Annotated in this window: 23 protein-coding genes; 11 read left to right on the top strand and 12 right to left on the bottom strand. The window is 70.8% G+C overall.

Annotation, left to right across the window (positions count from 1 at the left end):
* From HYV93_11095 to HYV93_11080, 4 genes are all read right to left on the bottom strand, one after another.
* The coding region (locus HYV93_11095; GenBank protein MBI2526522.1) for a branched-chain amino acid ABC transporter permease at positions 1 to 450 on the bottom strand (450 nt) is incomplete at its 3' end.
* A gap of 80 nt (positions 451 to 530) precedes the next feature.
* Positions 531 to 1,241, bottom strand: a complete 711-nt coding sequence (locus HYV93_11090) for an ABC transporter ATP-binding protein (GenBank protein MBI2526521.1) — start codon at positions 1,239 to 1,241, stop codon at positions 531 to 533.
* On the bottom strand, positions 1,238 to 1,969 hold the full coding sequence (locus tag HYV93_11085) for an ABC transporter ATP-binding protein (GenBank protein MBI2526520.1): 732 nt from the start codon (positions 1,967 to 1,969) through the stop codon (positions 1,238 to 1,240). The genes HYV93_11090 and HYV93_11085 overlap by 4 nt, the downstream gene beginning before the upstream one ends.
* Before the next feature lie 61 nt (positions 1,970 to 2,030).
* Positions 2,031 to 3,320, bottom strand: a complete 1,290-nt coding sequence (locus HYV93_11080) for an ABC transporter substrate-binding protein (GenBank protein MBI2526519.1) — start codon at positions 3,318 to 3,320, stop codon at positions 2,031 to 2,033.
* A gap of 187 nt (positions 3,321 to 3,507) precedes the next feature.
* Here HYV93_11080 and HYV93_11075 point away from each other — a divergent pair, with 187 nt between their 5' ends.
* A complete protein-coding gene (locus HYV93_11075) occupies positions 3,508 to 4,374 on the top strand; it encodes an EamA family transporter (GenBank protein ID MBI2526518.1) in 867 nt (288 codons plus the stop codon).
* A 93-nt stretch (positions 4,375 to 4,467) separates the two neighbouring features.
* On the opposite strand, the gene HYV93_11070 is transcribed toward HYV93_11075, so the two are convergent.
* From HYV93_11070 to HYV93_11050, 5 genes are read right to left on the bottom strand one after another with little or no spacing between them, the layout of a single operon-like run.
* Positions 4,468 to 5,079: a methyltransferase domain-containing protein gene (locus HYV93_11070; protein MBI2526517.1), complete on the bottom strand. Its 612-nt coding sequence runs from the start codon at positions 5,077 to 5,079 to the stop codon at positions 4,468 to 4,470.
* Positions 5,076 to 5,729 carry an HAD family phosphatase gene (locus tag HYV93_11065; GenBank protein ID MBI2526516.1) on the bottom strand — a complete coding sequence of 218 codons (654 nt, stop codon included), beginning with the start codon at positions 5,727 to 5,729 and terminating at the stop codon, positions 5,076 to 5,078. The genes HYV93_11070 and HYV93_11065 overlap by 4 nt, the downstream gene beginning before the upstream one ends.
* Positions 5,729 to 6,358, bottom strand: a complete 630-nt coding sequence (locus HYV93_11060; GenBank protein MBI2526515.1) for a DUF1054 family protein — start codon at positions 6,356 to 6,358, stop codon at positions 5,729 to 5,731. Before HYV93_11060 ends, HYV93_11065 begins: the two co-directional genes overlap by 1 nt.
* Before the next feature lie 20 nt (positions 6,359 to 6,378).
* Positions 6,379 to 6,771 (bottom strand): cupin domain-containing protein, encoded by a 393-nt coding sequence (locus HYV93_11055; protein ID MBI2526514.1) that lies wholly within the window; start codon positions 6,769 to 6,771, stop codon positions 6,379 to 6,381.
* The gene (locus HYV93_11050; GenBank protein ID MBI2526513.1) at positions 6,768 to 8,246 is read right to left on the bottom strand and encodes a M81 family metallopeptidase; all 1,479 of its coding nucleotides are present in this window, start codon (positions 8,244 to 8,246) and stop codon (positions 6,768 to 6,770) included. The genes HYV93_11055 and HYV93_11050 overlap by 4 nt, the downstream gene beginning before the upstream one ends.
* Positions 8,247 to 8,440: 194 nt before the next feature.
* Between HYV93_11050 and HYV93_11045 the strand changes: the two genes are divergently transcribed.
* The gene (locus tag HYV93_11045; GenBank protein ID MBI2526512.1) at positions 8,441 to 8,806 is read left to right on the top strand and encodes a cupin domain-containing protein; all 366 of its coding nucleotides are present in this window, start codon (positions 8,441 to 8,443) and stop codon (positions 8,804 to 8,806) included.
* Positions 8,807 to 8,875: 69 nt separating this feature from the next.
* Here the strand turns inward: HYV93_11045 and HYV93_11040 are convergent, their stop codons facing one another.
* From HYV93_11040 to HYV93_11030, 3 genes are all read right to left on the bottom strand, one after another.
* Entirely contained in the window at positions 8,876 to 9,724 is an 849-nt protein-coding gene (locus HYV93_11040) for an ABC transporter permease (GenBank protein ID MBI2526511.1), read from the bottom strand.
* 71 nt (positions 9,725 to 9,795) lie between these two features.
* Positions 9,796 to 10,716: an ABC transporter permease gene (locus tag HYV93_11035; protein MBI2526510.1), complete on the bottom strand. Its 921-nt coding sequence runs from the start codon at positions 10,714 to 10,716 to the stop codon at positions 9,796 to 9,798.
* Between the two features lie 97 nt (positions 10,717 to 10,813).
* Entirely contained in the window at positions 10,814 to 12,352 is a 1,539-nt protein-coding gene (locus tag HYV93_11030; protein ID MBI2526509.1) for a hypothetical protein, read from the bottom strand.
* A 184-nt stretch (positions 12,353 to 12,536) separates the two neighbouring features.
* Between HYV93_11030 and HYV93_11025 the strand changes: the two genes are divergently transcribed.
* From HYV93_11025 to HYV93_10985, 9 genes are all read left to right on the top strand, one after another.
* The gene (locus HYV93_11025) at positions 12,537 to 13,499 is read left to right on the top strand and encodes an NAD-dependent epimerase/dehydratase family protein (protein MBI2526508.1); all 963 of its coding nucleotides are present in this window, start codon (positions 12,537 to 12,539) and stop codon (positions 13,497 to 13,499) included.
* The gene (locus tag HYV93_11020; GenBank protein ID MBI2526507.1) at positions 13,496 to 15,010 is read left to right on the top strand and encodes an ABC transporter substrate-binding protein; all 1,515 of its coding nucleotides are present in this window, start codon (positions 13,496 to 13,498) and stop codon (positions 15,008 to 15,010) included. The genes HYV93_11025 and HYV93_11020 overlap by 4 nt, the downstream gene beginning before the upstream one ends.
* A 25-nt stretch (positions 15,011 to 15,035) precedes the next feature.
* A complete protein-coding gene (locus HYV93_11015) occupies positions 15,036 to 15,980 on the top strand; it encodes an ABC transporter permease (protein ID MBI2526506.1) in 945 nt (314 codons plus the stop codon).
* Positions 15,973 to 16,815, top strand: coding sequence for an ABC transporter permease (locus tag HYV93_11010; GenBank protein MBI2526505.1), 843 nt, complete (start codon positions 15,973 to 15,975; stop codon positions 16,813 to 16,815). The genes HYV93_11015 and HYV93_11010 overlap by 8 nt, the downstream gene beginning before the upstream one ends.
* Positions 16,812 to 19,355: a hypothetical protein gene (locus HYV93_11005; protein ID MBI2526504.1), complete on the top strand. Its 2,544-nt coding sequence runs from the start codon at positions 16,812 to 16,814 to the stop codon at positions 19,353 to 19,355. The genes HYV93_11010 and HYV93_11005 overlap by 4 nt, the downstream gene beginning before the upstream one ends.
* A 127-nt stretch (positions 19,356 to 19,482) precedes the next feature.
* The gene (locus HYV93_11000; GenBank protein MBI2526503.1) at positions 19,483 to 21,147 is read left to right on the top strand and encodes a hypothetical protein; all 1,665 of its coding nucleotides are present in this window, start codon (positions 19,483 to 19,485) and stop codon (positions 21,145 to 21,147) included.
* 39 nt (positions 21,148 to 21,186) lie between these two features.
* Entirely contained in the window at positions 21,187 to 22,176 is a 990-nt protein-coding gene (locus HYV93_10995; protein ID MBI2526502.1) for an SDR family oxidoreductase, read from the top strand.
* A gap of 10 nt (positions 22,177 to 22,186) precedes the next feature.
* Complete coding sequence (locus HYV93_10990; protein ID MBI2526501.1) at positions 22,187 to 23,719, top strand: adenylyltransferase/cytidyltransferase family protein; 1,533 nt, start codon at positions 22,187 to 22,189, stop codon at positions 23,717 to 23,719.
* Positions 23,716 to 24,282 carry an SIS domain-containing protein gene (locus HYV93_10985; protein ID MBI2526500.1) on the top strand — a complete coding sequence of 189 codons (567 nt, stop codon included), beginning with the start codon at positions 23,716 to 23,718 and terminating at the stop codon, positions 24,280 to 24,282. Before HYV93_10990 ends, HYV93_10985 begins: the two co-directional genes overlap by 4 nt.
* Positions 24,283 to 24,311 lie beyond the last annotated feature (29 nt).

Raw genomic sequence — 24,311 nt, 5'->3', positions numbered from 1 at the left:
GATCGCCACGACGAAGGCGATCAGCCGAGCGAAGGAGAGGAACATCCCGGCCACCTCGATGATGGGCAGATTCAGGCGCACCGTCCGGTGGTCGGTGGTCCAGAGAAAGGTGGCGAAGGACTGGAGGAAGAAGAGGAGCCCGCCTGTGGCCAGGAACTGGTTGATGGCGGCGCTGGTCAGGATCGGGGAGATGATCAGCAGGTGCACGGCGACACCCAGGACGGCCCCGAGTGCCACCGAGGCGAGCCCGCCGAGCCAGATCGGCCAGCCGTAGCCCGTCACCAGGAAGTAGACCAGGTACATGCACAGCATGACGAGCTCCACGTAGGCGATCCAGACGATGTCGAGGACACCGAAGATCAGGTTGAGGCCCAGCGCCAGGAGCGCCATCACCCCGCCCAGCAGGAGGCCGTTGAGCGCCGCCTCCGCGATGAAGATCGGATCGATCACGGCTCGATCACGCTCGCGCCCTCGCTCCGCTCGGGAGGTCTCCATATCCGCTCGGCTCGCCTGCCGCTGCGCCTCGCCAATCAGATGCCCACATAGGCCTTCCTGACGAAGTCTTGCTCGGAGAGGTCGTCGGCGCGGCCTTCCATCTTGATGCGCCCCACCTCGAGGAGGTAGGCGCGGTCCACGAGCTTCAGCACCTGGCGGACGTTCTGCTCCACGACCAGGATGGTGTAGCCCTCCTCCCGCACGCGTCGGATCAGATCGAAGAGGCGCAGGACCATCACCGGCGCCAGCCCCAGGGACGGCTCGTCCAGGAGGATGATCCTGGGGCGCGACATGAGCGCCCGCCCGATGGCGAGCATCTGCTGCTCGCCGCCCGAGAGGCTCCCCGCGCGCTGCTTCTGCCGCTCCGCGAGCACCGGGAAGAGCGCGTAGACGCGCCCCAGGCTGTTGCGGTAGTCGCGGCGGGCGCTCGGGAGGAAGGCGCCCATCTTCAGGTTCTCGGCCACCGTCAGCATGGGGAAGATCCGGCGCCCCTCGGGGACGTGCGCGATCCCGTGCGCCACGATCTCGTGGGCCGGCCGGCGCACGAGCGACTGGCCGTCGAAGGTGAGATCGCCCTCGCGCGGCGGCACCAGTCCCGAGATGACGCGCATGAGCGTGGTCTTGCCGGCCCCGTTGGGCCCCACCACGGCCACGGCCTCGCCGGCCGACACGCGCAGGCTCACGCCCCACAGGGCCGTGAACTCACCGTAGCCCGCGGTGACGCCGCGCAGCTCCAGCAGGCTCATGCCAGCACGATCTTCTCGCCGAGGTAGGCCTCGATGACCTTCGGATCCTCCGCCACGTCGACCGGCCGGCCCTCGGCGATCTTCTCGCCGTGGTCGAGCACCACGACGCGATCCACCACCCGCATGAGGGTGGCCATGATGTGCTCCACCCAGACGATGGTGATCCTGAGCTCGTGACGGATCCGCCTGAGCATGTCCGCGGCGGCGGCCATCTCGCCGGGATCGAGGCCGCCGAGGATCTCGTCGGCCAGCAGCAGCGTCGGCCGCGTGGCGAGCGCCCGGGCCAGCTCGAGCTTCTTCAGCCCCGCGGCGCCCAGGAGCGCCGTGGACGCGCCGTCGTCGGTGGGCAGGCCCACCAGCGCCAGCACCTCGCGCGCGCGGCCGCGCGCCTCGCCCTCCGTGCCGCGCTCGTTGCTCCCGTAGTGGGCGGCGACGGCGACGTTCTCCAGGATCGTGAGCTTGCGGAAGGGGCGCGGGATCTGGAACGTCCGGGCGATGCCGCGGTGGCAGATCTTGTCGGGCGTGAGGGCGGAGATCTCATCGCCCCTGAACCGGATGGAGCCGGCCGTGGCCGGAAAGGCGCCCGAGATGCAGTTGAAGATGGTGGTCTTGCTCGAGCCGTTGGGGCCGATGAGACCGAGGATCTCTCCCTCGGCCACGTCGAACGACACCCGGCTCAGGGCGGTGAAGCCGCCGAACCGCTTGGTCAGGCCCGAGACGGTCAGCACGGGGCGGAGGGGGTGCCGGCGCCGGGGAAGGTTCCGCCCCCGGCGCCGGGTGGAGTTCAGTTCAGCGGGCCGCCCACGGCGAGGCGGCCGGAAGCGGCAGGATGGGCGCGGCGGTGGCGACGGTCTTGGGGTAGACGACCTCGAACTTCCCTGCCACGACCTGGAATACCACCGGGAAGGCGCGCCCGTTCTGGCCGCGCATGGGGTGCCCCTCGCCGAAGAACTTCACGCCATACCCCATCATCGTGCCGGCCTCGGGGATGTCGGTCTCCCGAGCGGCCTTGGCGAGCGCCTCAGGGCTCCACCCGCCGTGCTTCTGGATGGCCCGGGGCAGGACGTCGTTGAGCAGGATCCAGAGGTTATTGAAGCCCATGGATACGTGCGGGGCGATGGCGGCCACCGCCATGTTGGGCTCGAACTCGCCCTTGTAGCGCTTGACCATCTCGGCGGTGAGGGCGCCCACGCCGGGCTTGAGCGTCTTCGGGTCCAGGAGCTGGGAGGCCACCGGATCGACGGTATGGAAGGCCTCGATCTCGTTGCCGAAGGCCTCCTTGAGCTTGTCGAGCTGGCTGTGCCCCGCGCCGTGCCCCATGTAGGCCTTGACGCGCAGGCCCTGCTCCTTGGCCTGGCGGAGGAAGAGGGCGATGTCGGGGTTGTACCCGGTGTGGAAGAGCACGTCGACCCGGGCCGCGCGGAGCTTGGTCACCAGGGACGACAGGTCGGGGGCGCTCACGGAGTAGCCTTCCTTGAGCACCACCTGCATGCCGAGCTTCTTGGCCTCGGCCTCGTTGGAGGCCGCGACGCCGGCCCCGTAGGGGCCATCCTCGTAGATCACGGCGACGCGGAGGTCCTTGGCCGCCTTCTTGAGCTTCTCCTGCGAGTTGGCCGCGATGTACTGGACCGAGACGGCGCCGAAGAGCCCACCGTTGGGCTGAGGGCGGAACACGTACTGCAGGTTCCGGTCCTTGAAGACGGCATCCGAGATGGCCGTCGTGATCCAGAGGAACTTCTTCTGCTTGTCCACCTTCTCGGCCAGCGGCACGGCGTGGGCGCTGGAGTAGATGCCGGCCAGGATGTCCACCTTCTCGACGTTCAGCAGCCGCTCGGCCTCGTTGATGGCGACCTCCGCCTTGGACTGGCTGTCGCCGTCCACGCGGACGATCCTGTGCTTGCCGAGCACGCCGCCGCGCTCGTTCACGTAGTCGATGATCAGCTTGGCCCCGCGCCAGCAGTTGAGCGATCCGGCCGCGGAGAACGGGCCGCTCTGATCGAAGAGGACGCCGATCTTGATCGTCTGGGCCCAGGCCGGCTGCAGAGAGCCGCCCAGCAGTGCCAGGGCACCCACGAGCATGAGGGTCAGCGCGACGCGGAGAGCGATCATGGTCCGACCTCCCTCGGGCAGTGGATGCCCGCGCACGGATGACCACGGCGGCGGAAAGGTGGCCAACCTTAGCACGGGCTCCCGGAGACGGTCAACCGCCCGCCCGCTCGCGCGCGGCCGCTTGTGGGGCGGCGGCGCGGCGCCTACACTGGCGCGGATGCCCGCCTCCGCGCTCGCGCTCGTCCTCGCCGCCGCGCTCTTCCACGCGGGGTGGAACGCGCTGACCAAGCGGGCACGCGATCAGCTGGCCTTCCTCTGGTCCTCCCTGTCGCTGGCGACCGTGCTCCTCGCGCCCTTCGGGATCGCGTACCTGCCGGACGCCGGGGTGCCGGCGGCGGCGCTGCCGTACCTCGTGACGACCTCGGTCGTGCACGCCGCGTACTTCTTCGCGCTCGGGAAGGCCTATGCCACGGGGGAGCTGTCCCTCGTGTATCCGATCGCGCGGGGCCTGGGCGTGGCGCTGGTGCCGGTGGGGGCGCTCCTCGTGCTGGAAGAGCGGCTGTCGCCGCTCGGGGCGGCGGGAATCGCCCTCGTCGTGCTGGGCATCGTCACGATCACGGCCGGTCCCGCTGCGGCGGGTGGCGCGGCGAGGGTGCGCCGCCACCTCGGCGCGGGGGCGGGCTGGGCGCTGGTGACCGGCGTGACCATCGCGTCGTACTCGCTGGTGGACAAGGCGGGTGTCGCGCGGCTCCACCCCGTGCCGTACCTCGCCGTCATGGGGGTCGCCATGAGCCTGCTCCTGGCCGTGCCGGTCCTCGCGCGCCGCGGGGCCCTCCGCCGCGAGTGGCAGCTCAACTGGCGCACGATCCTGATCGCGTCCACGATGAACTTGACGAGCTATCTCCTCGTGCTCTTCGCCTTCACGCTCTCCAAGGCGGGCTACGTCGTCGCCTCACGGGAGATCTCCATCGTGCTCTCGGTGCTCATCGGCCGGCTGTGGCTCGGTGAGAGGCAGCTGGGCCGGCGGCTCGTCGGCGCCGCCGTCGTCGTGGTCGGCGTCATCTGCGTGGCGCTGGCCCGCTGATGGAACTCTCGGAATCCACTACCCGCGAGGCGCCGGGGTCCGGAGGGCGGGCCCCCTCTCCGGACCCGGTGGGCGCCGGGCCGGCGGGATCCGTCACCCGAGGCGGTGGGCGAGCACCAGCCACTCGAGGCCGCGCCGGCGCTCCACCGACTCCGCCGGCGGCCCCGCCTCGAGGATGCCGAAGTGCGGGGACAGCACGCGCTCGACCTCCGCCACCGACACGGGGAAGGGAGGCCCGTCGGTGCCCTCGCGGAGCGGATAGAAGCAGGCGAGCAGCCGGCCGCCGGGCCGCAGGATGGCGTGAATCACCCGCGCGTACTCCTCGCGGCGGGCCGGTTCGATGGCGCAGAAGCACGTGTACTCCCACACCCCGTCGAAGAGGCCTTCGCAGTCCCCCGCCAGCGTGAAGACGTCCCGCTGCTCGAGGGTGACCTCGACGCCGTCGGCCTGGGCCAGCGCCCGCGCTTCGGCGATCGCGGCGGGCGCGAAGTCGAAGCCCGAGACGCGGTAGCCCGCGCGGGCGAGGAGGCGCGCGTCGTGTCCGCGGCCGCAGCCGGGAACTGCGACGGAGGCAGGCCCGGCGCGGGCCGCCGGAAACGCGTTGCCTGCGGAGAGCCAGGAAGTCAGCGGCGGGGCGGGGTGGCCCAGCTCCCAGCCGTCGCTCCGGGAGGCGTAGAGCGCCTCCCAGAACCCCGGGGTGCTCACCGCCGGGCGATCGCTTCCCACTGGAGCCCCTCGAAATCCGCGACGACCGCAAGTGCGCCGGCGGCACGGAGTTCCTCCTCGCCGTACGCCGTCGTGACCCCGATGGCGCGCATACCCGCCAGGCGCGCCGCCTCGACGCCGACTACCGAGTCCTCGAACACCAGGCAGGCGTCCGGCGTCGCCCCGAGCCGCCGTGCGGCGAGCGCGTAGACCTCGGGATCCGGCTTGCCGCGTCGCACGTCCTCGGCGGTGACCACCACGTCGAAGTGACGCCTGAGCCCGACGGCGCCGAGCATGCGCTCGACGTCCGGCCGTGAGGCCGAGGTTCCCACGGCGCGGGGCACGCCCCGGCGCTCGAGCGACTCGACGAAGGCCGGCGCGCCGGGCACGGCGCGGAGCCCCTGGCGGGCGAGCCCCACATAGAGATCGCGCTTGCGCCGCGCGAGGCGCCACGCCTCGCTGCCGGACAGCGTCTTGCCGAGGAGCAGAGGCACCGCCTCCTCGGCGGGCCGCCCGATGGTGAGCCTCCAGAAGTCGGGCCGCGCCGGCGGCACTCCCAGCTCGGCGAGCAGGGCCTGCCAGGCGGCCCGGTGCCAGACGCCGCTGTCGATGAGGACCCCGTCCATGTCGAAGATCGCCGCGCTGTCCACTATCGCAGCCTGTACAGCGGAGCGAGCAGGTGGAACGTCTCCCGCGCGACGCGCGCGCAGTCCCCCGGCCTCCACCGTGCGGCCTCCTCGGCTGGAACGGCGCGGCCCAGGACGAGCTGCCCGTCACGCCTCCGCAGCAGCTCCTCGCCAAGGCGGGCGACCGCGTCCCCCGGCAGGTCGCTCAGGACGGCAGCGGGAGCGTCATCGTGCTCGTTCCTGAACCACGCGAGTCCCCTGGCGCGCCTCAAGACGGGCACCACCTTGGGCGCGTCCCGCTTCCACGCCGCCACCCAGCGCTTCTTCGCGGCGTGCTCGGGGCCTGCCTCGAAGAGGAAGCGCAGGGCCCCGCGCGACAGCGCGACCTTGAAGTGGCAATGCTTCTTGTATCCGCGCCGGTCCACGGCGAAGGCCACCCAGGTGTCGTCCGGCGGGTTCACGGTGCGGCGGGCGTGCCGGGCCACGTGCGCGAAGGCCTGTGCGCCGCCGACGCGCGTGACGTCCGGCAGGAGCGCACGGCCCGCCGCCTCGAGCTTCGGGCGGAGGCGCCGCCTGATGGCCTCCATGCGGGGAGCGAAGCCCTCGATCTCGAACACCTTGAAGTCCGCCGCCGTGAAGTCCGGGAACGCCATTGCGGATGTCCTCGCTCTGCTCAGTGGGCCGGGTCGAGGTGGATCGCCAGTGCCCGCGCCGGACCCGGCCCGGGGTTCCTGACATTGTGCTCGTGGCTCGCTGAACGCCAGACGGCCTGCCCTCGCTTGAGCGTATTGGTGCCCTGCCGGGTGGCCTCCGACAGCTCGCCCTCGATGACGTAGAGGATCGTCGGCCCGGGGTGCCGGTGCCAGCCGCCCTCGGCCCCGGGGTCCCAGTGATCGTCGTTGACCCGGAGGGAGACCTTGCGCGGGATCTCGCTCGTCGTCCGCGTGAGGAGCACGTCGGCCCACATCCGCGGCCCGGCCGCGGACAGCGCGCTCCCGGCGAGGAGCCCTGCGGCGGCGCCGGCCGTGAACACCGCAACGGCGCAGAGGGCGAGGCGGCGGGTCATGGGTAGGTCGCCTCCCGGTCGAGAGGGAAGATGGGCCGCCGGAGGCGCTTGAAGTCGAAGCGCTCGAGGTTCGACGAGGACAGCCCCGGAGCGTCGACCTCGATGATCTCGCTGGCGAGGGGCTCGAAGGCGGCGCGGTAGTGGATGGTGGACTTGACCACCAGGATCTTGTCCTCGAGCGGGTCCAGCCCGACGAAGCGGATCATCTCGGGGTCCAGCGTCTGCCAGCGATGGGAGATGAGGATGATCTTCACGCCGTTGACGTCGAGCACCGCGGTGGTGCCGAGCCGCCCCGGCAGCCCCCGCGCCATGGGGCCCTTGTGGACGAAGCGGCCATCCGACAGCGTCCGCACCACTCCCGTGACGCGCAGCGGGGCGCCGTGCCTGTCGTCCACCTTGCCGCCCACCTCCAGCGTCACGCTCTGGCCCACCCCGGCTCGCGCGCACTCGCGGACGGCCAGCGGATCCCAGAGGCAGGCCACGACGGCGGAGCGCGCGCCCACCCGGAGCAGCTCGCGGAGGATCTCGGTGCCGTCGCCGGCCGCGCCGCCACCGGTGTTGTCCGCCATGTCGGCGAGCACGATGGGGCGCCCCTCGGCACGGAGCGCCCGCTGCACCGCCTCGGGGACGGGAGCGCCGTGGTGGATGAACTCGTGGCGGTGCTCCCACGCGACGGCGGCCAGGCGGTCCGCCAGCTCTCCGGCGAGCGCCTGGTCTCCGTCGGTGACCACGTAGATCCCGAGCCCCGCGTCGGGGATGTCGGCGTGAGGGAAGCCCGCGAACACCGAGATGGAGATCACCCGGGGGTCCTTCTCCATCTCGCCGGCCAGATCGTAGAGGCGCCGCATCGGGCCGCGCGCCGTGCCCTGGTTGCCCAGCGGCGGCAAGAGCGGCGGTTTCCTGTGCGCGGCCGTGGGCCGGATACGCCCGGCAATTGCGTCGAGCAGCCGTTCCGTGGCCTCCACACCGCGCTCCGCCATGTCCACGTGTGGGTAGGTCTTGTACCCGTGGAGGAGATCGGCGCCCCTGACCATCCCCTCGGATAGATTGCCGTGCAGATCCAGCGTCACGGCGATGGGGACGTGCGGCCCCACTGCCTGGCGCACCGCCTCGATGACGTCGCCCTCGCCGTCGTCGATCCCCTCGGGCACCATGGCGCCGTGCAGATCGAGGAGCACGCCGTCCACGGCGCCCGCGGCCCGGAGATCGGCGAGCAGGCGGGTCCTGACGTGCGCGTAGATCTCGCTCGTGACGCACCCGGCGGGCGAGGCGGCGGCGGCCACCGAGGGGACGAGGCGGACGCCCCGCCGCTCGGCCGCCTCGATCATGCCGCCCAGGCAGGTGCCCGTGCCGCGGAAGGCCTCCACGACGTCGTCCCCGTAGTGGAGGCTGCGCGCCTCGAACTGGGCCCGATCGGCGGGCACGTTGCTGAACGTGTTCGTCTCGTGGGACAGCATGGCCAGGAACACTCTCAAGGCAGAGCCTCCAGGGTATGATACGCGATGGGCGACCGGGGGCGGGCCGGTGGTCCCGATCGAGTTGGCCCACGGTCAACATGCCGCCAGGCATGGCGCGGCTGGGGGCGGGGGATGGGGCGGGCCGGTGGTCCCGATCGAGTTGGCCCACGGTCAACATGCCGCCAGGCATGTTGAGGATAAAGGAGCCGCCCATGGGCGACGACGCGCAGCGCTTTCACAACATCACGACGGGCGGCATCCCGCGCCAGCTCACCGAGGGGATCCGCGCCCGCGTCTTCCCCGGCGTACACCTCATGCTCTCGGTGGTGGAGATCGAGCCGGGCTCGGCCTCGCCGGTGCATTCTCACCCCAACGAGCAGTGGGGGGTCTGCCTCGAGGGCGAGTGGATCCGCATCCAGGACGGCGTCGAGCACCACGTCAAGGCCGGAGACTTCTGGCAGACACCGCCCAACGTCCTCCACGGCGGCCGCGCCCTCCCCGGCACGCGGGCCCTCGTGCTGGACATCTTCTCGCCGCCCCGCGAGGAGTACAGGCAGGCTGGCTCCGGCTACAAGTAGTCCCATCACGCCGGGTTGCTCCGCTCGGGGGATTGTCATCTCCGCTCGCCTCGCCTGCGGCTCGCCCGACTAGAGTTTCATGTGCGGGTCGAGCCAGTCGCGCAGCGCATTGCCCATGAGGTTGATCACGAGCGTGGTCACGAAGATCGCGAGCCCGGGGAAGGCCGCGATCCACCACGAGTTGAGCATGTAGACGCGCCCCTCGCCCAGCATGTTGCCCCAGGCGGGCGTCGGCGGCTGGACCCCGAGCCCCAGGAAGGAGAGGAACGACTCCAGGATGATCACCTGGGCCACCTGGAGCGTCGCGATCACGACGACGGCGGAGACCAGGTTGGGGAGGATCTGCCGGAACACGATACGAAGGTGGCTCGTGCCCAGCGCCCGGCTGGCCACGACGAAGTCGCGCTCGCGGATGGACAGCGTCTCCGCCCTCACCACGCGGGCGTAGATCGGCCAGCCGGCCGCGCCCAGCACGGCGATCATGTTCGGCAGGCTCGGGCCGAGGACGGCGATCACCGCCAGGGCCAGAAGCACGAACGGGAAAGTCAGCATGACGTTGACCCCCGTCATGATGATCCAGTCCACGCGCGATCCGAAGTAGCCGGCGCCGAGCCCCAGCAGCACGCCGATGGTGGCCGACAGGAGCACGGCCGCCACGCCCACCACCAGCGACACCCGCCCTCCGTAGATCACCCGTGAGAGGAGGTCGCGGCCCACCTGGTCGGTCCCCAGCGGGTGCGTGAGCCCGCCCCCCTCCATCCAGGCGGGCGGAGCGAGCCGGTGGCGGATGTTGACGCTGATGGGGTCGTGCGGCGCCAGCCAGGGCGCCAGCACGGTGGCGCCCACGATCGCCGCCATGATGACCGCCGCCGCCACGCCCCACTTGAGCCGCCACAGGCGGCGCAGCGAGCCGTGCATCGCGCCGGGGAGCCCCGCGCGAGCGAGGTCGCCCGGCGCCACGGCCGCTCCCGTCTCCGTCCCCGTCGCACTCATCCGCCGACCCGGATCCGCGGGTCGATCACGCCGACGATGATGTCCACGATGAGGTTGACCGTGACGATGACGAGGGCGAGCAGCACCACGGCGCACTGCACCACCGGGAAGTCCTGGTTCCGGATGGACTCCACCGTGAGCGTCGCCACCCCGGGCCAGGCGAAGACGGTCTCCGTCACGATGGCGCCGCCCAGGAGCTGGCCGAACTGCAGCCCCACCACCGTGATGACCGGGATGCAGGCGTTGCGGAAGGCGTGCTTGACCACCACCATCCGTTCGGCCACGCCCTTCGCCCGGGCCGTCTTGATGTACTCCATGTTCATGACCTCGATGACGCCGGACCGCACCAGACGCATCGTGATGGGCGCCAGGAAGGTGCCGAGGCTGAAGGCGGGCATCAGAAAGTGCTGCCAGGTCCCGTAGCCCGAGGCGGGCAGCGCCTTGAGCCGCACGGCGAAGACGATGATGAGCATGATGCCGAGCCAGAAGATGGGGACCGCCTGGCCCGCCACCGCGAGCATCGTGCAGAGGTTGTCCACGAAGGAGTGACGCTTGAGCGCGGCCAGGATCCCGAGTGGGAGGGCGATCAGCATCGCCGCGGCCAGCCCGGCGAAGGTGAGGTAGACGGTGGGGGGCATACGCTCGAGCACCAGCGCGAAGGCCGGCGTGTCGGCGTACCAGGACTTGCCGAAATCGCCCTGGACGGCCCGGCTGACGAACTTCCAGTACTGGATGTGGAGTGGTTTGTCGAGGCCGAGCAGCCGGTGGTAGCGTTCGTACTCCTCCTTGCCCGCGTTCTGGGGCAGGAGGAGGAGGACGGGGTCGCCGATGACGTGGAGGATGGAGAAGGCCAGGAGGGAGATGCCGACGAGGACGACGACGAGCTGGAGCAGCTGACGAGCGATGTAGCGCCGCATCCGGGGGAAGTGCCGGCGGGGCCGCCCCGGCCGCCCGCTCCCCCGAGCACGGGGAGCGGGCGGGGTGGGGGGCCGCCCCGCGCCGGAGAGGTTCCCGCTACTTCTTGCGCGGGGTCGCGAGGAACATGCGGTCGATCTCGTCGCGCGGCGCCGCGTACTCGATGCGGTTCGAGACCCCCCAGACGCCGCGGAGGCCCCACTTGTACAGGTAGGCGGCATCGTCGAAGAGGAGCTTCTGGGCCTTGACGTAGATCTCGGCCCGCTTCTTCGGGTCGAGGCTGGAGCGCCCCGCGTGGATCAGGTCGTCCAGCTCCTTGTTGCAGTAATAGCTCCACGTCTCGCCGCACTTGAACACGTCGTAGAGGATGGCGTCGGCGTCGAAGATCGAGTAGTAGCCCCAGGACCAGTTGAACATGGGGCTCGCCTTGTTCTCCTTCACGCGGGCGACGAACACCGTGTTGTCGCCCGTGTAGTTGCGCTTGACGCGGAAGCCGGCCTTCGTGAGATCGCTCACGATGGCGTCGTTGGTCTGCTGCGTGGCCGGCTCGACGACGGGTGGGCCCTCGTGGAAGGTGATGTCCAGGCCGTTCGGGAAGCCGGCCTCGGCCAGGAGCTTCTTGGCGCGGCTCACGTCCTGCTTGTAGGGCTTGAGGGTCTGGTCCCAGCCGAAGGCCATGGGGTTGACCCCGGTCGCGGTGCGGTCGCCGAGGCCGTTCAGCACGTGCTTGATGACACCGTCGATGTCCGTGGCCAGGTTGGCCGCCTGCCGCACCCGCCGGTCCTGGAAGGGGTTCGGCCCGCCGCGCCCCGACTGGTCGAGCTGGAGCATGGCGGTGCGGAGGATGGGCGAGGTGGTCGTGCGGGAGGTGCCCGACTTGTTGATGACGTCCATCTGGTCGGGCGGCACGGCCTTGATCACATCGACGCCCCCCGAGAGGAGCTCGGCGATCTGCGTGGCCTGCTCGGGGATGATGCGGATGCGCACGTACTTGAAGTGGGGCTTGGGCCCCCAGTACTCGTCGTTGCGGACGAGCAGGTGCTCCTGCTTCCGGCTCCACTTCACGAGCTTGTAGGGACCGGTGCCGACCGGGTGCTCCTGCATCCACTCATGGCCCTTCTCGGCGATGACCTTGGCCGACTGCATCACCTGCGCGGTCATGCGCTCGACGAAGAGGGGGTAGGGGCCGTCGGTCTTGAAGCGGACCGTGGAGTCGTCCACGACCTCCACGCTCTTGATCTTGGCGTGGTTGCCGCGGGCGGTGAGCTTGTTCTTGGGGTCTAGCACCCGCTCGAAGGTGGCCTTGACGTCCTTGGCGCCGAACGGCGTGCCGTCGTGGAACCTGACGCCCCGCCGCAGCTTGACCTCCCAGGTCGTGTCGTCCAGGGCCTTCCACGAGGTGGCCAGGTTCGCGCCCACCCGACCGGTCTTGACGTCGCGCGCGGCCAGGTGGTCGAAGACGTGGTAGCCGAGGATGATGGCCTCGCGCAGCACGTCGTTGGGCGGGTCCCACGTGGCGATGTCCGACTGGAGCGCGTAGACGATCGTGTCGTCCTTGGTCTGCGCGTCGAGCGCCGCCGGGGCGGCGAGTCCGAGCGTGAGGAGCAGCGCGGTGACAGCCGTGAGGGGGGGACGCATGGCAGCCTCCTTACCTCGTCGGGGCGGAGCAGGGGGGTCACTGTGACACGAGGGCCACATCCTAGCCGCGGGGACCCCGCTTGTCAAACCGTGCTGCGGCGTTCCCGGGGCGCTCCGACCGCGAACCCAAGATTGACAATTCCGGCGCCCCGCCACCATAATTGGGCGCGTTCACGCGCCTGAGATGACAAGGAAATCACTCGCGCTGGTGACCGGCGGAGCGGGCTTCATCGGCTCCCACCTGGTGGAGCGGCTCCTCGCCGACGGCTACCGGGTGCGGGTCTTCGACAACTTCTCCACCGGGAGCCGGGCCAACCTCGACTTCGCGCGAGGCGACCGGGGCCTCGAGGTGATGCGTGGGGACCTCGTCAATCTCGCGGCGGTGAAGCGGGCGGTGGCCGGCGCCTCCGTGGTCTTCAACCAGGCGGCCATGCGCTCCGTGCCGCGCTCCGTGGCCGATCCGCTGGGCGCCAACGCCTCCAACGTCACCGGCTTCCTCCATCTGCTCCACGCCGCCGCCGCGGAGCGTCGGAAGCCGCGCATCGTCTACGCCTCGTCCTCGTCGGTCTACGGCGAGCGTCCCGATCTGCCGAAGCGCGAGGAGCAGCCCACTTCCCCGATCTCCCCGTATGCCGCGACCAAGGTCGCGGGGGAGATCTACGCGGGAGTGTGGAGCCGGCTGTTCGGCGTGGAGACGGTGGGACTCAGGTACTTCAACGTGTTCGGCCCCCGCCAGGACCCCAAGAGCGAGTATGCCGCGGTGATCCCGCGCTTCATCCTCTGGGGCCTGGGGCGCCGCCCGCTCCAGGTCCACGGCGACGGCACCCAGTCCCGGGACTTCACCTACATCGACAACGTGGTCTCGGCCAACCTGCTGGCGGCGCGGGCGCCGGCCGCGGCCGTCTCCGGCAAGTCGTACAACGTGGGGTGCGGCAGCCGGATCACCCTCCTCGGGATGATCGCCATGCTGGAAGGGCTGCTGGGGACCCCGCTCCGGCGGAGGCACCTGCCGCGCCGGGTGGGGGACGTGCCGCACACCCTGGCCGACATCGGCAGCGCCAAGCGCGACTTCGGCTACGAGCCGCTCGTGACCTTCGACGAGGGGCTGCGTCGCACGGTGGACTTCTTCATGGGGGGAAAGCGATGAGTCTCTGGCGCGTGATGCTGGCGCTCGCTCTGGCGCTCGCCGCACTGGTCGCGGGCTCGCCTGCGGCCCAGGCCCAGCAGCAGGCCGGCACGCTCGTGGTGCAGGCCGCGGCGGAGCCACCGGGGCTCGACATGACGGCGAGCCCGGCCACCGCCATCCAGAACACGATCCACTACAACGTCCAGGAGAGCCTGGTGAAGCTCGACAAGCACGGCAAGCTGGTGCCGTGGCTGGCCGAGCGCTGGTACACCACGGACAACCTCAACTACACCTTCTTCCTCAAGAAGGGCGTCCGGTTCCACAACGGGCGGGAGATGCGCGCCGAGGACGTGAAGTTCGTGCTCGAGCGGGCCATGAACCCGGAGACCAAGCACCCGCACCGCCCCCGCTACCTGGGCATCACCAATATCATCGTCAAGGACACCCACACCGTCACGCTCACGCTCAAGGCCATCGATTCCAACTTCCTCCTGACCATGGCGCGCCCGGGCTCGGTGATCTATCCGCGGGAGGCCGTGGACACGCTCAAGACGGCGCCCATCGGCACGGGCCCGTTCACGGTCGCCGAGTGGAAGCGCGGCGACCGGCTGGTGCTCGCGCGGAACAAGGACTACTGGATCAAGGGGCTGCCGCGTCTCGACAAGGTCACCTTCCGCTTCATCCCGGACCCGAACTCGGCGCTGGCCGCCCTCAGGGCGGGGGACATCGACGTGTCGCCCTTCGGGATCGGCCCCGAGAACGCGCCCGACCTCAAGAAGGACCCACGCTTCCAGGTGATCACCGGGGACACGACCAACGACGTGATCCTCGCCATGAACAACGCCAAGGCCCCCTTCTCCGACAAGCGCGTGCGACTCGCCATCACGCATGCGATCAACAAGGACGAGGTGCTCAAGGGCGCGGTCTTCGGCTACGGGAAGGTGCTCGGCTCCAACGTGGATCCGCTGAACCCCTACTACGTGGACCTGTCGAAGGAGAAGTCCCATGACCCCGCCAGGGCCAAGAAACTCCTGGCCGAGGCGGGCTTCCCCAACGGCTTCGACGCCGTGCTGAAGGTGGCGCCGCAGTACTACTACACGGTGCGCACGGGCGAGGTCATCGTCAGCCAGCTGGCCAAGGTGGGCATCCGGGTGAAGATGGAGCAGATCGAGTGGGGCCAGTGGCTGGGGCGCGTCTACTGCCTGCCACCCTGCACGAGCCCCGAGTACGATCTGACCATCATCGGGCACGGCGAGCCCTGGGACATCAACAACTACGCCAACCCCAAGTACTACTTCCGCTGGGACAACGCCGAGTTCCAGAAGCTCTTCAAGGAGTCCGAGGCCACGCTGGAGGACAAGAAGCGGCGGGAGCTGTACGTGAAGATGCAGAAGATGCTGGCCGAGGAGGCCCCGGTGGTCTGGCTCTACATGTACCCGCGCCTCGTGGCCGCCAAGAAGGGCCTCACCGGGCTCTGGAAGGACCTGCCCACCACGGCACTGGACCTGTCCGAGGTGGCCTGGCAGAAGTAGGCGGGGCCGAAGGCAGCCGACAGGCTTGCGTCGCTTCATCCTGAGGAGGGCGGCCGCGTTGCTGGCCACCCTCCTCTTCGTGTCCATCCTCGTCTTCGTGGTGGTGCGCATCCTGCCCGGCGATCCCGCGCTGCTCATCATGGGCACCGAGGCCAGCCCCGAGGCGGCAGGCCGGCTCCGCGAGGCCATGGGGCTCGACCGGCCCATCCCGGTGCAGTATCTCGAGTGGATCGGCCGGGCGCTCACGGGCGATCTCGGCCGCTCCATCCAGTACGACGTGCCCGTGGGCGCCCTGATCCTCTCGCGGCTCCCGGTGACGCTGCCGCTCACGCTCATGGCCGGCGGCCTGATGATCCTCGCCGCCATCCCGCTGGGCGTGTTCGCGGCGACCAGGCACCGCCGCTGGGGCGACTACCTCACGATGACGCTCTCGCAGGTGGGGGTGGCCGTGCCGGGCTTCTGGGCGGGCCTTCTGCTGGTGCTCCTCTTCTCGGTGCGGCTCGGCTGGTTCCAGTCCGGCGGCTTCGACGGCTGGGCTCAAGGCCTGTTGCCCGCGCTCAAGTCCCTCCTGCTGCCGGCCGTGGCGCTCGGGCTCTTCCAGTTCGCCGTGCTGGCGCGCACGACACGCTCGGCCATCCTGGAGGTGCTGCGCGAGGAGTACGTGAAGACGGCCCGCGCCAAGGGGGTCGCCGAGCGCGCGGTGCTCTTCCGCCACACGCTGCGCAACGCGATGATCCCGGTGCTCACCGTGGCGGGCGTCCAGCTCGGCCAGCTCATGGCGGGGAGCATCATCCTGGAGTCGGTCTTCTACCTCCCGGGGCTGGGGCGCCTGGCGCTGGGGGCCATCACCGCCCGGGACCTGCCCGTGGTGCAGGGCGTGGTGCTCTTCGTCGCCTCGGTGATCGTGACGATCAACGTGGCGGTGGACGTCCTCTACGGCCTCCTCGACCCCCGCATCCGCTATGAGTGACCGAGCGCCGTCCCGGCGGCGGCGGCCGCTCCGGCACGTGACGTTCACGCTGGGGCTGGCCGTCACGCTCTGTCTGCTGGGAACCGCCGCGCTGAGCCTGGTCTACACGCCGCGGGACCCGCTGGAGATGTCCATCAGCGGCCGGCTGCAGGGCCCCTCCGCCGACCACCTCCTCGGCACCGACCAGTTCGGGCGCGACCTGCTCTCGCGCATCATGAGCGGGGCCGTCACCTCCATCCTCGTGGGGGTGATCGCGGTGGGGCTCGGCATGGGCGTGGGCGTGCTCCTCGGCATGCTCTCCGGCTATTTCGGCGGGTGGCTCGACGAGGGCTTCATGCGTCTGATGGACGCCGTCCAGGGCTTCCCGGCCATCCTCTCGGCGCTCCTGATCACGGCGGTCTTCCGCCCGAGCATCACCATCAGCATGGTGGCCATCGGCGTGGCCTTCCTCCCCGTCTTCGCGCGGCTCACCCGGGCGGCCTTCCTGGAGCTCCGCGACCGGGACTTCGTGGTGGCCGCCCGCGCGCTGGGCGCCGGGGACGCGGCCCTCATCGCCCGCCACATCCTGCCCAACACGCTGTCGCCGCTCATCGTGCAGGCCACCATCAGCTTCCCCGTCGCCATCCTCGCCGAGGCGGGGCTCGCCTATCTCGGGCTCGGCACCCAGCCGCCGCACCCGTCCTGGGGGCTCATGCTCCGTGAGGCCCAGGCCTTCCTCGGCATGAACCCCTGGTTCGCGATCTTTCCCGGCGGCGCCATCGCGGTGACCGTGCTCGGGCTCAACCTGCTGGGGGACGGGCTCCGCGATCTGCTGGACCCGAAGCTCGCGCGATGACCGAGAGGGAGACGCTGGCCGGCCGCGACGCCGCCGGGTCGCGCGCCCTCGACGCGGTCCTCTTCCTCGCCCCGCTCGCGGTGCTGGCGCTCTTCTTCCGCGACCTCTGGTGGGCGGCGCAGGCCTTCTCCGTCGAGAGCGCCGACAACCTGGATCTCGTCTACCCGCTCTTCGACCGCTTCTTCGCCGAGCTCAAGCAGGGCCGGCTCGCGGTCTGGAACCCCTTCCTCTGGGGCGGCATGCCGCTGGTGGGCAACCCCAACTTCGCGCTGAGCCCGCTGCACCTCCTGGCCGGCTGGTGGCTCGACCGGGGCGGCTTCATCTGGTTCATGAGCGTCTTCTCCTTCCTCGAGCTCCTGGCCGCCTTCCACGGCTTCCACCTGCTCGCGCGCGCCCTCTGGCCCGGCCGGCCGGTCGTCGCGCTGTGGGCTGCCACGCTCTACCTCTTCTCGGGCGGGGTGTTCACCGCGTACGTGTTCTTCTCCACCTCCTTCCACTTCGCCGCCATCCCGTGGACCCTCCTCCTGCTGGCGCGCATCTCGCGCCCCAGCTGGGTCCGCACGGTGGGCTGGCTTGCCCTGCTCCTGTGGTTCCAGCTCACCTGGGGGCAGCTCCAGTTCACGCTCTACTCGATCTACCTCTACCTGGGCTTCGCCCTCTTCGCGGCCGGGCGGGGGCGCCGGCTCCTCGGCCTGGGCGCGCTCTGCGCCGGCGGCGCCGTGGCCGGGCTCCTGAGCGCGGCGCACCTGATGCCGCTCCTCGAGAGCCTCAGGATCGCCGCCGTGGACGAGCCCCGGCTCAGCGTGGCCTTCCACCCCGCCCATCAGCGCGTGCCCGTCTTCTACGCCCTGCGCCTGCTCTACCCGAGCCTCGTCGGCGGCGTCTTCCCGGAGCCGCTGGCCCTCCGCGAGACTCCGGGCATCCCCTGGTGGCCCGTCTGGCGCGATGGCTGGTCGCTCTGGGAGTCCTTCACGGCGTATCAGGGCATCGTCGTCACCGTCACGGCGGCCTTCGGGACGCTGTTCGGACCGTCGCGGCTCTTCTGGAAGGTCCCGTACGTGGCCATTGCGCTGGCCACCACGACGACGGCCGGCGTCGGGCTCCTCTACTACGTCCACCTCGGCATGAGCGTGCCGTACGGCCGGCTCACGGTGCTGCTGAGCCTCTTCGCCACGGTGCTCTGCGTGGACACCGTGCTGGCACTCCCGCGTTCGCGGCGGCTCTGCTGGGGCTACATCGTCTTCCTGGCCGCCGTGCTCGCCTGCTCCGCCGCCTGGAGCGCGAGCCCGCTCCTCGCGCGCGTGGTGGAGCGGGGCTTCGCCGAGGCCTACCAGCGGCCCGAGCCGTTCATCGCTCAGTACCTCCCGGCCCTGAGGCAGAACGTCACCAACCACAACGTCTTCCTCGCAGCCGCCCTCGCGGCGGTGGCCGCCTACCTCCTCGCGACGCGGCGGCCCCTGCCGCCCGGGGGCCTGCGCGCGCGCTGGATCCCCCGCAGCCTCGTCCTCACGCTGGCGCTGCTCGCCTCGTCGGACGGCATCGCGTTCCTCGAGCGCGGTCGCGAGCAGTCCCTCACCACGCTCCAGACGCTGGGGATCTTCCGCCCTCACCCGCTGGAGCGCGCGCTCCAGGCGGATGCCCCCGACTGGATCTCCCACCGCCTCCACCTCGACATCCCCTTCTTCTTCCACCGGGGCGCCGTGTCCCTCCGACGGACCCGCGCCTCGCCGGCGGGGGCCGAGAACGCCTTCCGGCTCCTCCCCAACGCCACCATGCTGGCGGGCATTCCCATCACCACGGGCTACTCGAGCCTCGTGGCCGACAACCGCGCGATGACGGATCTCTTCTTCTGGGAGCGGGGGGCCGGCTACATGTTCCGCACGCTCGAGTCCCACGCGACCCTGCATCCCGGGCTCGCCGACATCTTCGCCATCCGCTACGTCCTGCGGCACCGGGGCTGGGACTATGCCTACCGCCGCACCGACGTCTCCGATCCCGATCACTGCGCCGGCTGGTTCGACGCCCACGCGAGGCTCCTCGCCGAGCAGGACGGCTTCCGGCTCTACCGGGTCGACGGAACGCAGCCCCGCTTCCACGTCCCGGAGCGGGTCGTCCGGACCCAGGACACGCTCGGCGCCTTCTCGGCGGGCGGCTGCCGGGAGGAGACGAGACCGAGGCTGGGCGCGCTCGACGCGGACGGCCCGCGGCGGGAGACGCGCCAGTCGGGGCGGGTCACGCAGGTGGAGATCGCGCGGGGGGAGGAGGTACGGCTCCGCGTCGAGGCGGAGACGCCGGCCCACGTCTTCCTGGGTGTCCGCCGGCACCCGTGGTGGGAGGCCCGCGTGGACGGTCGCCCGGCGCCACTCCTGCGCGCCAACGCGGTCTTCATGGCGGTGGAGGTACCGGCCGGGACGCATCTTGTGGAGCTCCGCTGCCGGGCCCGCAGCCTGCTCGCCGGGCTCTGGGTGAGCGGCCTGTCGCTGGTGGCCTTCGCGGCGTTCTTCGCCACCCGCGGCCTGACGCGGCTCCGCCCCCGGTAGGACCGGAGGCGGAGCCGTGTACCATCCAACGACGGCCTCGCAATTGACTTGGCCCATGCCCGCCTGCTAGCGTGCGCGGGTGACTGACGGTGCCCTGGCCAGCAGCCCGCCTGCGGATGACCCTCGGATGGTCCCGGCGACGCGTCCGGCACGGATCTTCACGCTCGGGCTCGCTCTGATCACGGCCGCGTTTCTCGCGCAGGCCGTCTACGCGGCCCGCGTGCTCGTGCCGTACCACGACGAGACGTCGGCCCTCTTCTTCGGCTACCTCGCCGCCGCGGGGGAGATCAGCCTCTACCAGGACGACATGGTGGGGCACCGGCCGCCAGGAGCCTACTACGTCCTGGGGGCCACCCAGGCCTGGTGGGGCCGAGATCTGCTCGTGGCCCGCATGACGAGCGTCGTCTTCGGCGTGGCGCTCGTTCTCCTGACGGCGATGCTGGGGCGGCGGCTCGGTGGCGACCTGTGTGGGCTCCTCGCGGCGGCCTTCCTCGCCGCCCAGGGCGCGATCGTGGGCTACTACGCGACCGCCCACTACCATGCGTTGACGGCGATGACCATGGTCGCCGGCCTGCTCGTGTGGCTCGGGGCGGAGACGCCCCTGCGCAACGTGGCCGGCGCGGCAGTCCTGGGCTCCCTCTTCTTCCTGCGGACTCACATGTGGCTGCTGCTCCCGGTGGTGCTCGTCTGCGCCGTGCGGCGCGCCCGGAGCCGGGGCGAACGGCTCCTCGTCGGGGCCGTCATGATCCTGCCGCCGCTCGCCTTCTTCCTGTGGGACCTCCGGCGTCTGAAGCTCCTGGCCTCGATGCCCTTCGTGGGCCAGCTCGTCCGCCCGCTGGGGTACGTCCCCTTCGCCGTGCTCGACGCGCGGCCCTACCAGGGCGTCGGGTTCCAGCTGCAGGCCCTGGTGCATCTCGCGCGCCGCTACGAGTTCCTCGTCCTCGCCGTGGCCGGGATCCTCTGCCTCGCCCTGTGGCGCGGCCGCCGCGCGGGCTGGCGCGGCGTCTATCTCATCGACCGGCGGGTGTCCCTGCTCGCGATGCTGTTCCTCTATGTGCTGGCCTGCCTGTTCGTGTTCTTCCGGATCAACTTCAAGTGGATCGGGCTGTATATCGCCTCGCTGGCGCCCCTGCTCACGCTCGTCCTCGGCTACCTGGCGAGCCGCCTGGCTGTGGATCCCGGGTTCACGCCGCGCGCCCGGATGGTCCTCGCCGCCGCCCTGGCCGCCGTGCTGGTGTTGCCGATCTACTACAACCGCAACCCGCTCCTTCCGCTGGGGGTCTGGCGCGCGGCCGATCCGATGCGCCGGGCCCGCCTCGCGGGCGAGCACCTGGCTCGCCTGGTGCCCCGGGAGGCCCGGGTCTTCTTCTTCGGCCAGGTCGACGTCTTCTATCTGTCCGGCCTGCCCCCCACCCACCTCCAGCAGATCGCCAACTACGATACGCTGGCGGTGAGGGACGACGACAACTGGGCGACGATGCGCAGCGGCTACTACGGCATGCCGCAGCTGGAGCGGTGGCTCGGCGTCGAGGCCGACTACGCCGTCATCTCCCCGGAAGGCTTCAACGAGTTCGCCGAAGGCTTCCACAAGCACCCCGAGGTCAACCGGCCGAAGGTGGCGCGGATGGGGGCGCTCCTCGCGGAGCGCTTCGAGAAGGTCGACCGCGTCGGGGAGTACCCCTATTACTCCTACGAGGTGTATCGCCGGGTGGGCCGGCCCGTCCCTTCGGTCGCGGGCGGCGCGCCGCCGGCGGGCCGGGCGACGCCAGCGCGCGCGCTCCGCTCGCCATGATTTGATTGCGGGGCCCGGCCGTTGGGGTAAGATTCCCGCATGCGGGCAATCGTGACGGGCGGCGCCGGGTTCATCGGCAGTCACCTCGTGGACCGGCTCGCGACCGACGGGCACTCGGTCCTGGTGCTCGACAACCTCGCCACGGGACGCGCCGAGAACCTGGCGCACAGGGCCGGGGACGCGCACGTGAGGCTCGAGCGGGTGGACGTGGCCGAGCCGGAGCCGCTGGGCGCCCTCTTCGAGGGAGCCGACTGGGTCTTCCACCTGGCAGCGCTCGCCGACATCGTACCGTCCATCGAGCGGCCGCTCGACTACCACCGCGCCAACGTGGACGGGACGGTGGCCGTCCTGGAGGCGGCGCGGCGGTCCGGGGTGCGGCGCTTCTGCTACGCGGCCTCTTCCTCGTGCTACGGCATCCCCGACCGCTTCCCCACGCCCGAGGACGCGCCCCTGCGCCCGCAGTATCCCTACGCCCTCACCAAGCTCCTGGGGGAGCAGTGCGTGCTGCACTGGGGCCGGGTCTACGGGCTTCCGGTGGTGAGCTTGCGCCTCTTCAACGTGTACGGTCCGCGCGCCCGGACCTCGGGGACCTACGGCGCCGTGTTCGGCGTGTTCCTCGCCCAGAAGCTCCGGGGGCGCCCGTTCACGGTCGTGGGCGACGGCACGCAGGCCCGCGACTTCACCTTCGTGAGCGACGTGGCCGACGCCTTCGTCACGGCGGCCGAGTCGGAGGCGGCAGGCGAGGTGTTCAACGTGGGCACCGGGAGCCCCGTGACGGTGAACCGCGTGGTGGAGCTCCTGCAGGGGGAGGCGGTCCACGTGCCCAGACGGCCAGGGGAGCCGGACCGGACCCACGCCCACATCGGCAAGATCTGCCAGCGGCTCGGCTGGCGGCCGAAGGTCTCCATCGAGGAGGGCGTCCGGGTCCTGCTGGAGCGGATCGACGACTGGCGCGCGGCGCCCCTGTGGACGCCCGAGAGCATCGAGGTGGCCACCCGCGACTGGTTCCGGTATCTCGGACAGGCGTGACGCCGCCCCGATGACGCCGACGCCGGAGCGGAAGGTCAAGAGCCTGGACGACCTGGCGCTGACGCTCCGGGCCCTCCGCGCCCGGGGCAGGCGGGTGGTGCAGTGCCACGGGGTCTTCGACCTGCTCCACCCGGGGCACATCCGCCACTTCGAGGCCGCCCGCGCGGAGGGCGACGTGCTGGTGGTCACCGTGACGCCGGACCGCTTCGTCAACAAGGGCCCGGGCCGTCCGGTGTTCAACCAGCGGCTGCGGGCCGAGTCCATCGCGGCGCTCGAGAGCGTGGACTACGTGGCGGTCAACGAGTGGCCCACGGCGATCGAGGCGATCCGGCGGCTCGAGCCGGCCGTCTACGTCAAGGGCAGCGACTACGCCGACGCGGGCGACGACCTCACGGGCCAGATCGTCGAGGAGCGACGGGCCGTGGAGGAGCTGGGGGGCCGCATCCACTTCACGACCGAGATCACCTTCAGCAGCTCGGGGCTCCTCAACGTCCACTTCGACGTGTACCCCGAGGAGTCCCAGTCCTTCCTTCGCGACTTCCGCCGGCGCCACTCCGCCGACGAGATCATCGGGCTGCTCCGGGAGCTGAGGGGCCTGCGCGTCCTCGTCATCGGCGACACCATCATCGACGAGTACCACTACGTGCAGTCGCTGGGGAAGTCCCCCAAGGAGCTGCTCGTCACCACGCGCTTCCTGCGGGACGAGCAGTTCGCGGGGGGCATCCTCGCCTGCGCCAACCACGTGGCCGGCTTCTGCGACCAGGTGGACCTCGTGACCTGCCTGGGGCGGCAGGACTCCCGGGAGGAGTTCGTCCGCTCCCACCTCAAGGACAACATCGCGCCGGCGTTCTTCTACCGCGAGGACACCGGCACGGTCGTCAAGCGCCGGTACGTGGAGCAGGCCTTCCTGAGCAAGATGTTCGAGGTCTCGTTCCTCGACGACACGGACCTGCCCGAGGCGGTGAGCCGGCAGGTGGAGCGGCACCTGGCCGGGACCCTGTCCGGCTACGACCTGGTCCTCGTCGCCGACTACGGCCACGGCTTCCTGGGCCGCGACCTGATCGGGCGCCTGGCCGCCGAGGCGCGCTATCTCGCCGTCAATGCGCAGACCAACAGCGCCAACACGGGCTTCAACCTCGTCACCAAGTACCCGCGCGCGGACTACGTCTGCATCGACGAGCCCGAGGTGCGCCTGGCGGCCCACGACCGGCGGACGGATCTCGAGGAGATCATGCGCGACCTGTCGAAGGACCTCGCGTGCCGGCGCATCGCGATCACGCGCGGGCACAACGGGTGCATCGCCTACGCGGAGCACGAGGGGTTCCACCACGTCCCCGTGCTGTCGCGCGAGATCGTCGACCGCGTCGGGGCGGGCGACGCCTACCTCTCCGTGACGGCGCCGTGCGCCGCGGCGGGCTACCCCGCGGAGGTGATCGGCTTCATCGGCAACGCCGTCGGGGCCCTGGCCGTCCGGATCATCGGCAACCGGACGCCGGTGGAGCCGGTGCCGCTCTTCAAGTTCGTCACCGCGCTGCTCCAGTGAGCCTGCAGTCCCTGGTCGGGCTGGCGGGGCTGCTGACCCGGATCGAGGCGACCGACGCCAGCGGCGCGCCGCTGGCGCTGGACGAGGGGCTGGCCCGGGCCGTGGACATCGTCAGGACCCAGACCGCGGCGGGGCGCAAGGTCATCTTCATCGGCAATGGCGGCAGCGCGGCCATCGCCAGCCACCAGGCCGTGGACTACTGGAAGAACGGCGGCATGCGGGCCGTGGCCTTCAACGACCCCTCGCTCCTGACCTGCGTCAGCAACGACTTCGGCTACCCGCACGTGTTCGAGAAGCCGATCGAGATGTTCGCCGACGCCGGGGATGTGCTCGTGGCCATCTCGAGCTCGGGGAAGTCGGAGAACATCCTGCGCGGCGCCGAGGCCGCGGGGCGGACCCCTTGCCGGATCATCACGCTCTCGGGCTTCCAGGCCGACAACCCGCTGCGGCGGCTGGGCGAGCTGAACTTCTGGTCTCCCTCCAGCTCCTACGGTCACGTCGAGATCACCCACCACGCGATCTGCCACGCGGTCGTCGACGCCATCACGGCCGGCCGGGGCTGACGGGCGCGCGCGTGCCGCGTCGCGTCGGC

It is taken from the genome of Candidatus Rokuibacteriota bacterium, from assembly GCA_016188005.1.
Classification (GTDB): Bacteria; Methylomirabilota; Methylomirabilia; order Rokubacteriales; family CSP1-6; genus UBA12499.
The sequence above is the reverse complement of the archived record's forward strand: the minus strand, read 5'-3'. Positions and strand labels throughout refer to the sequence as shown.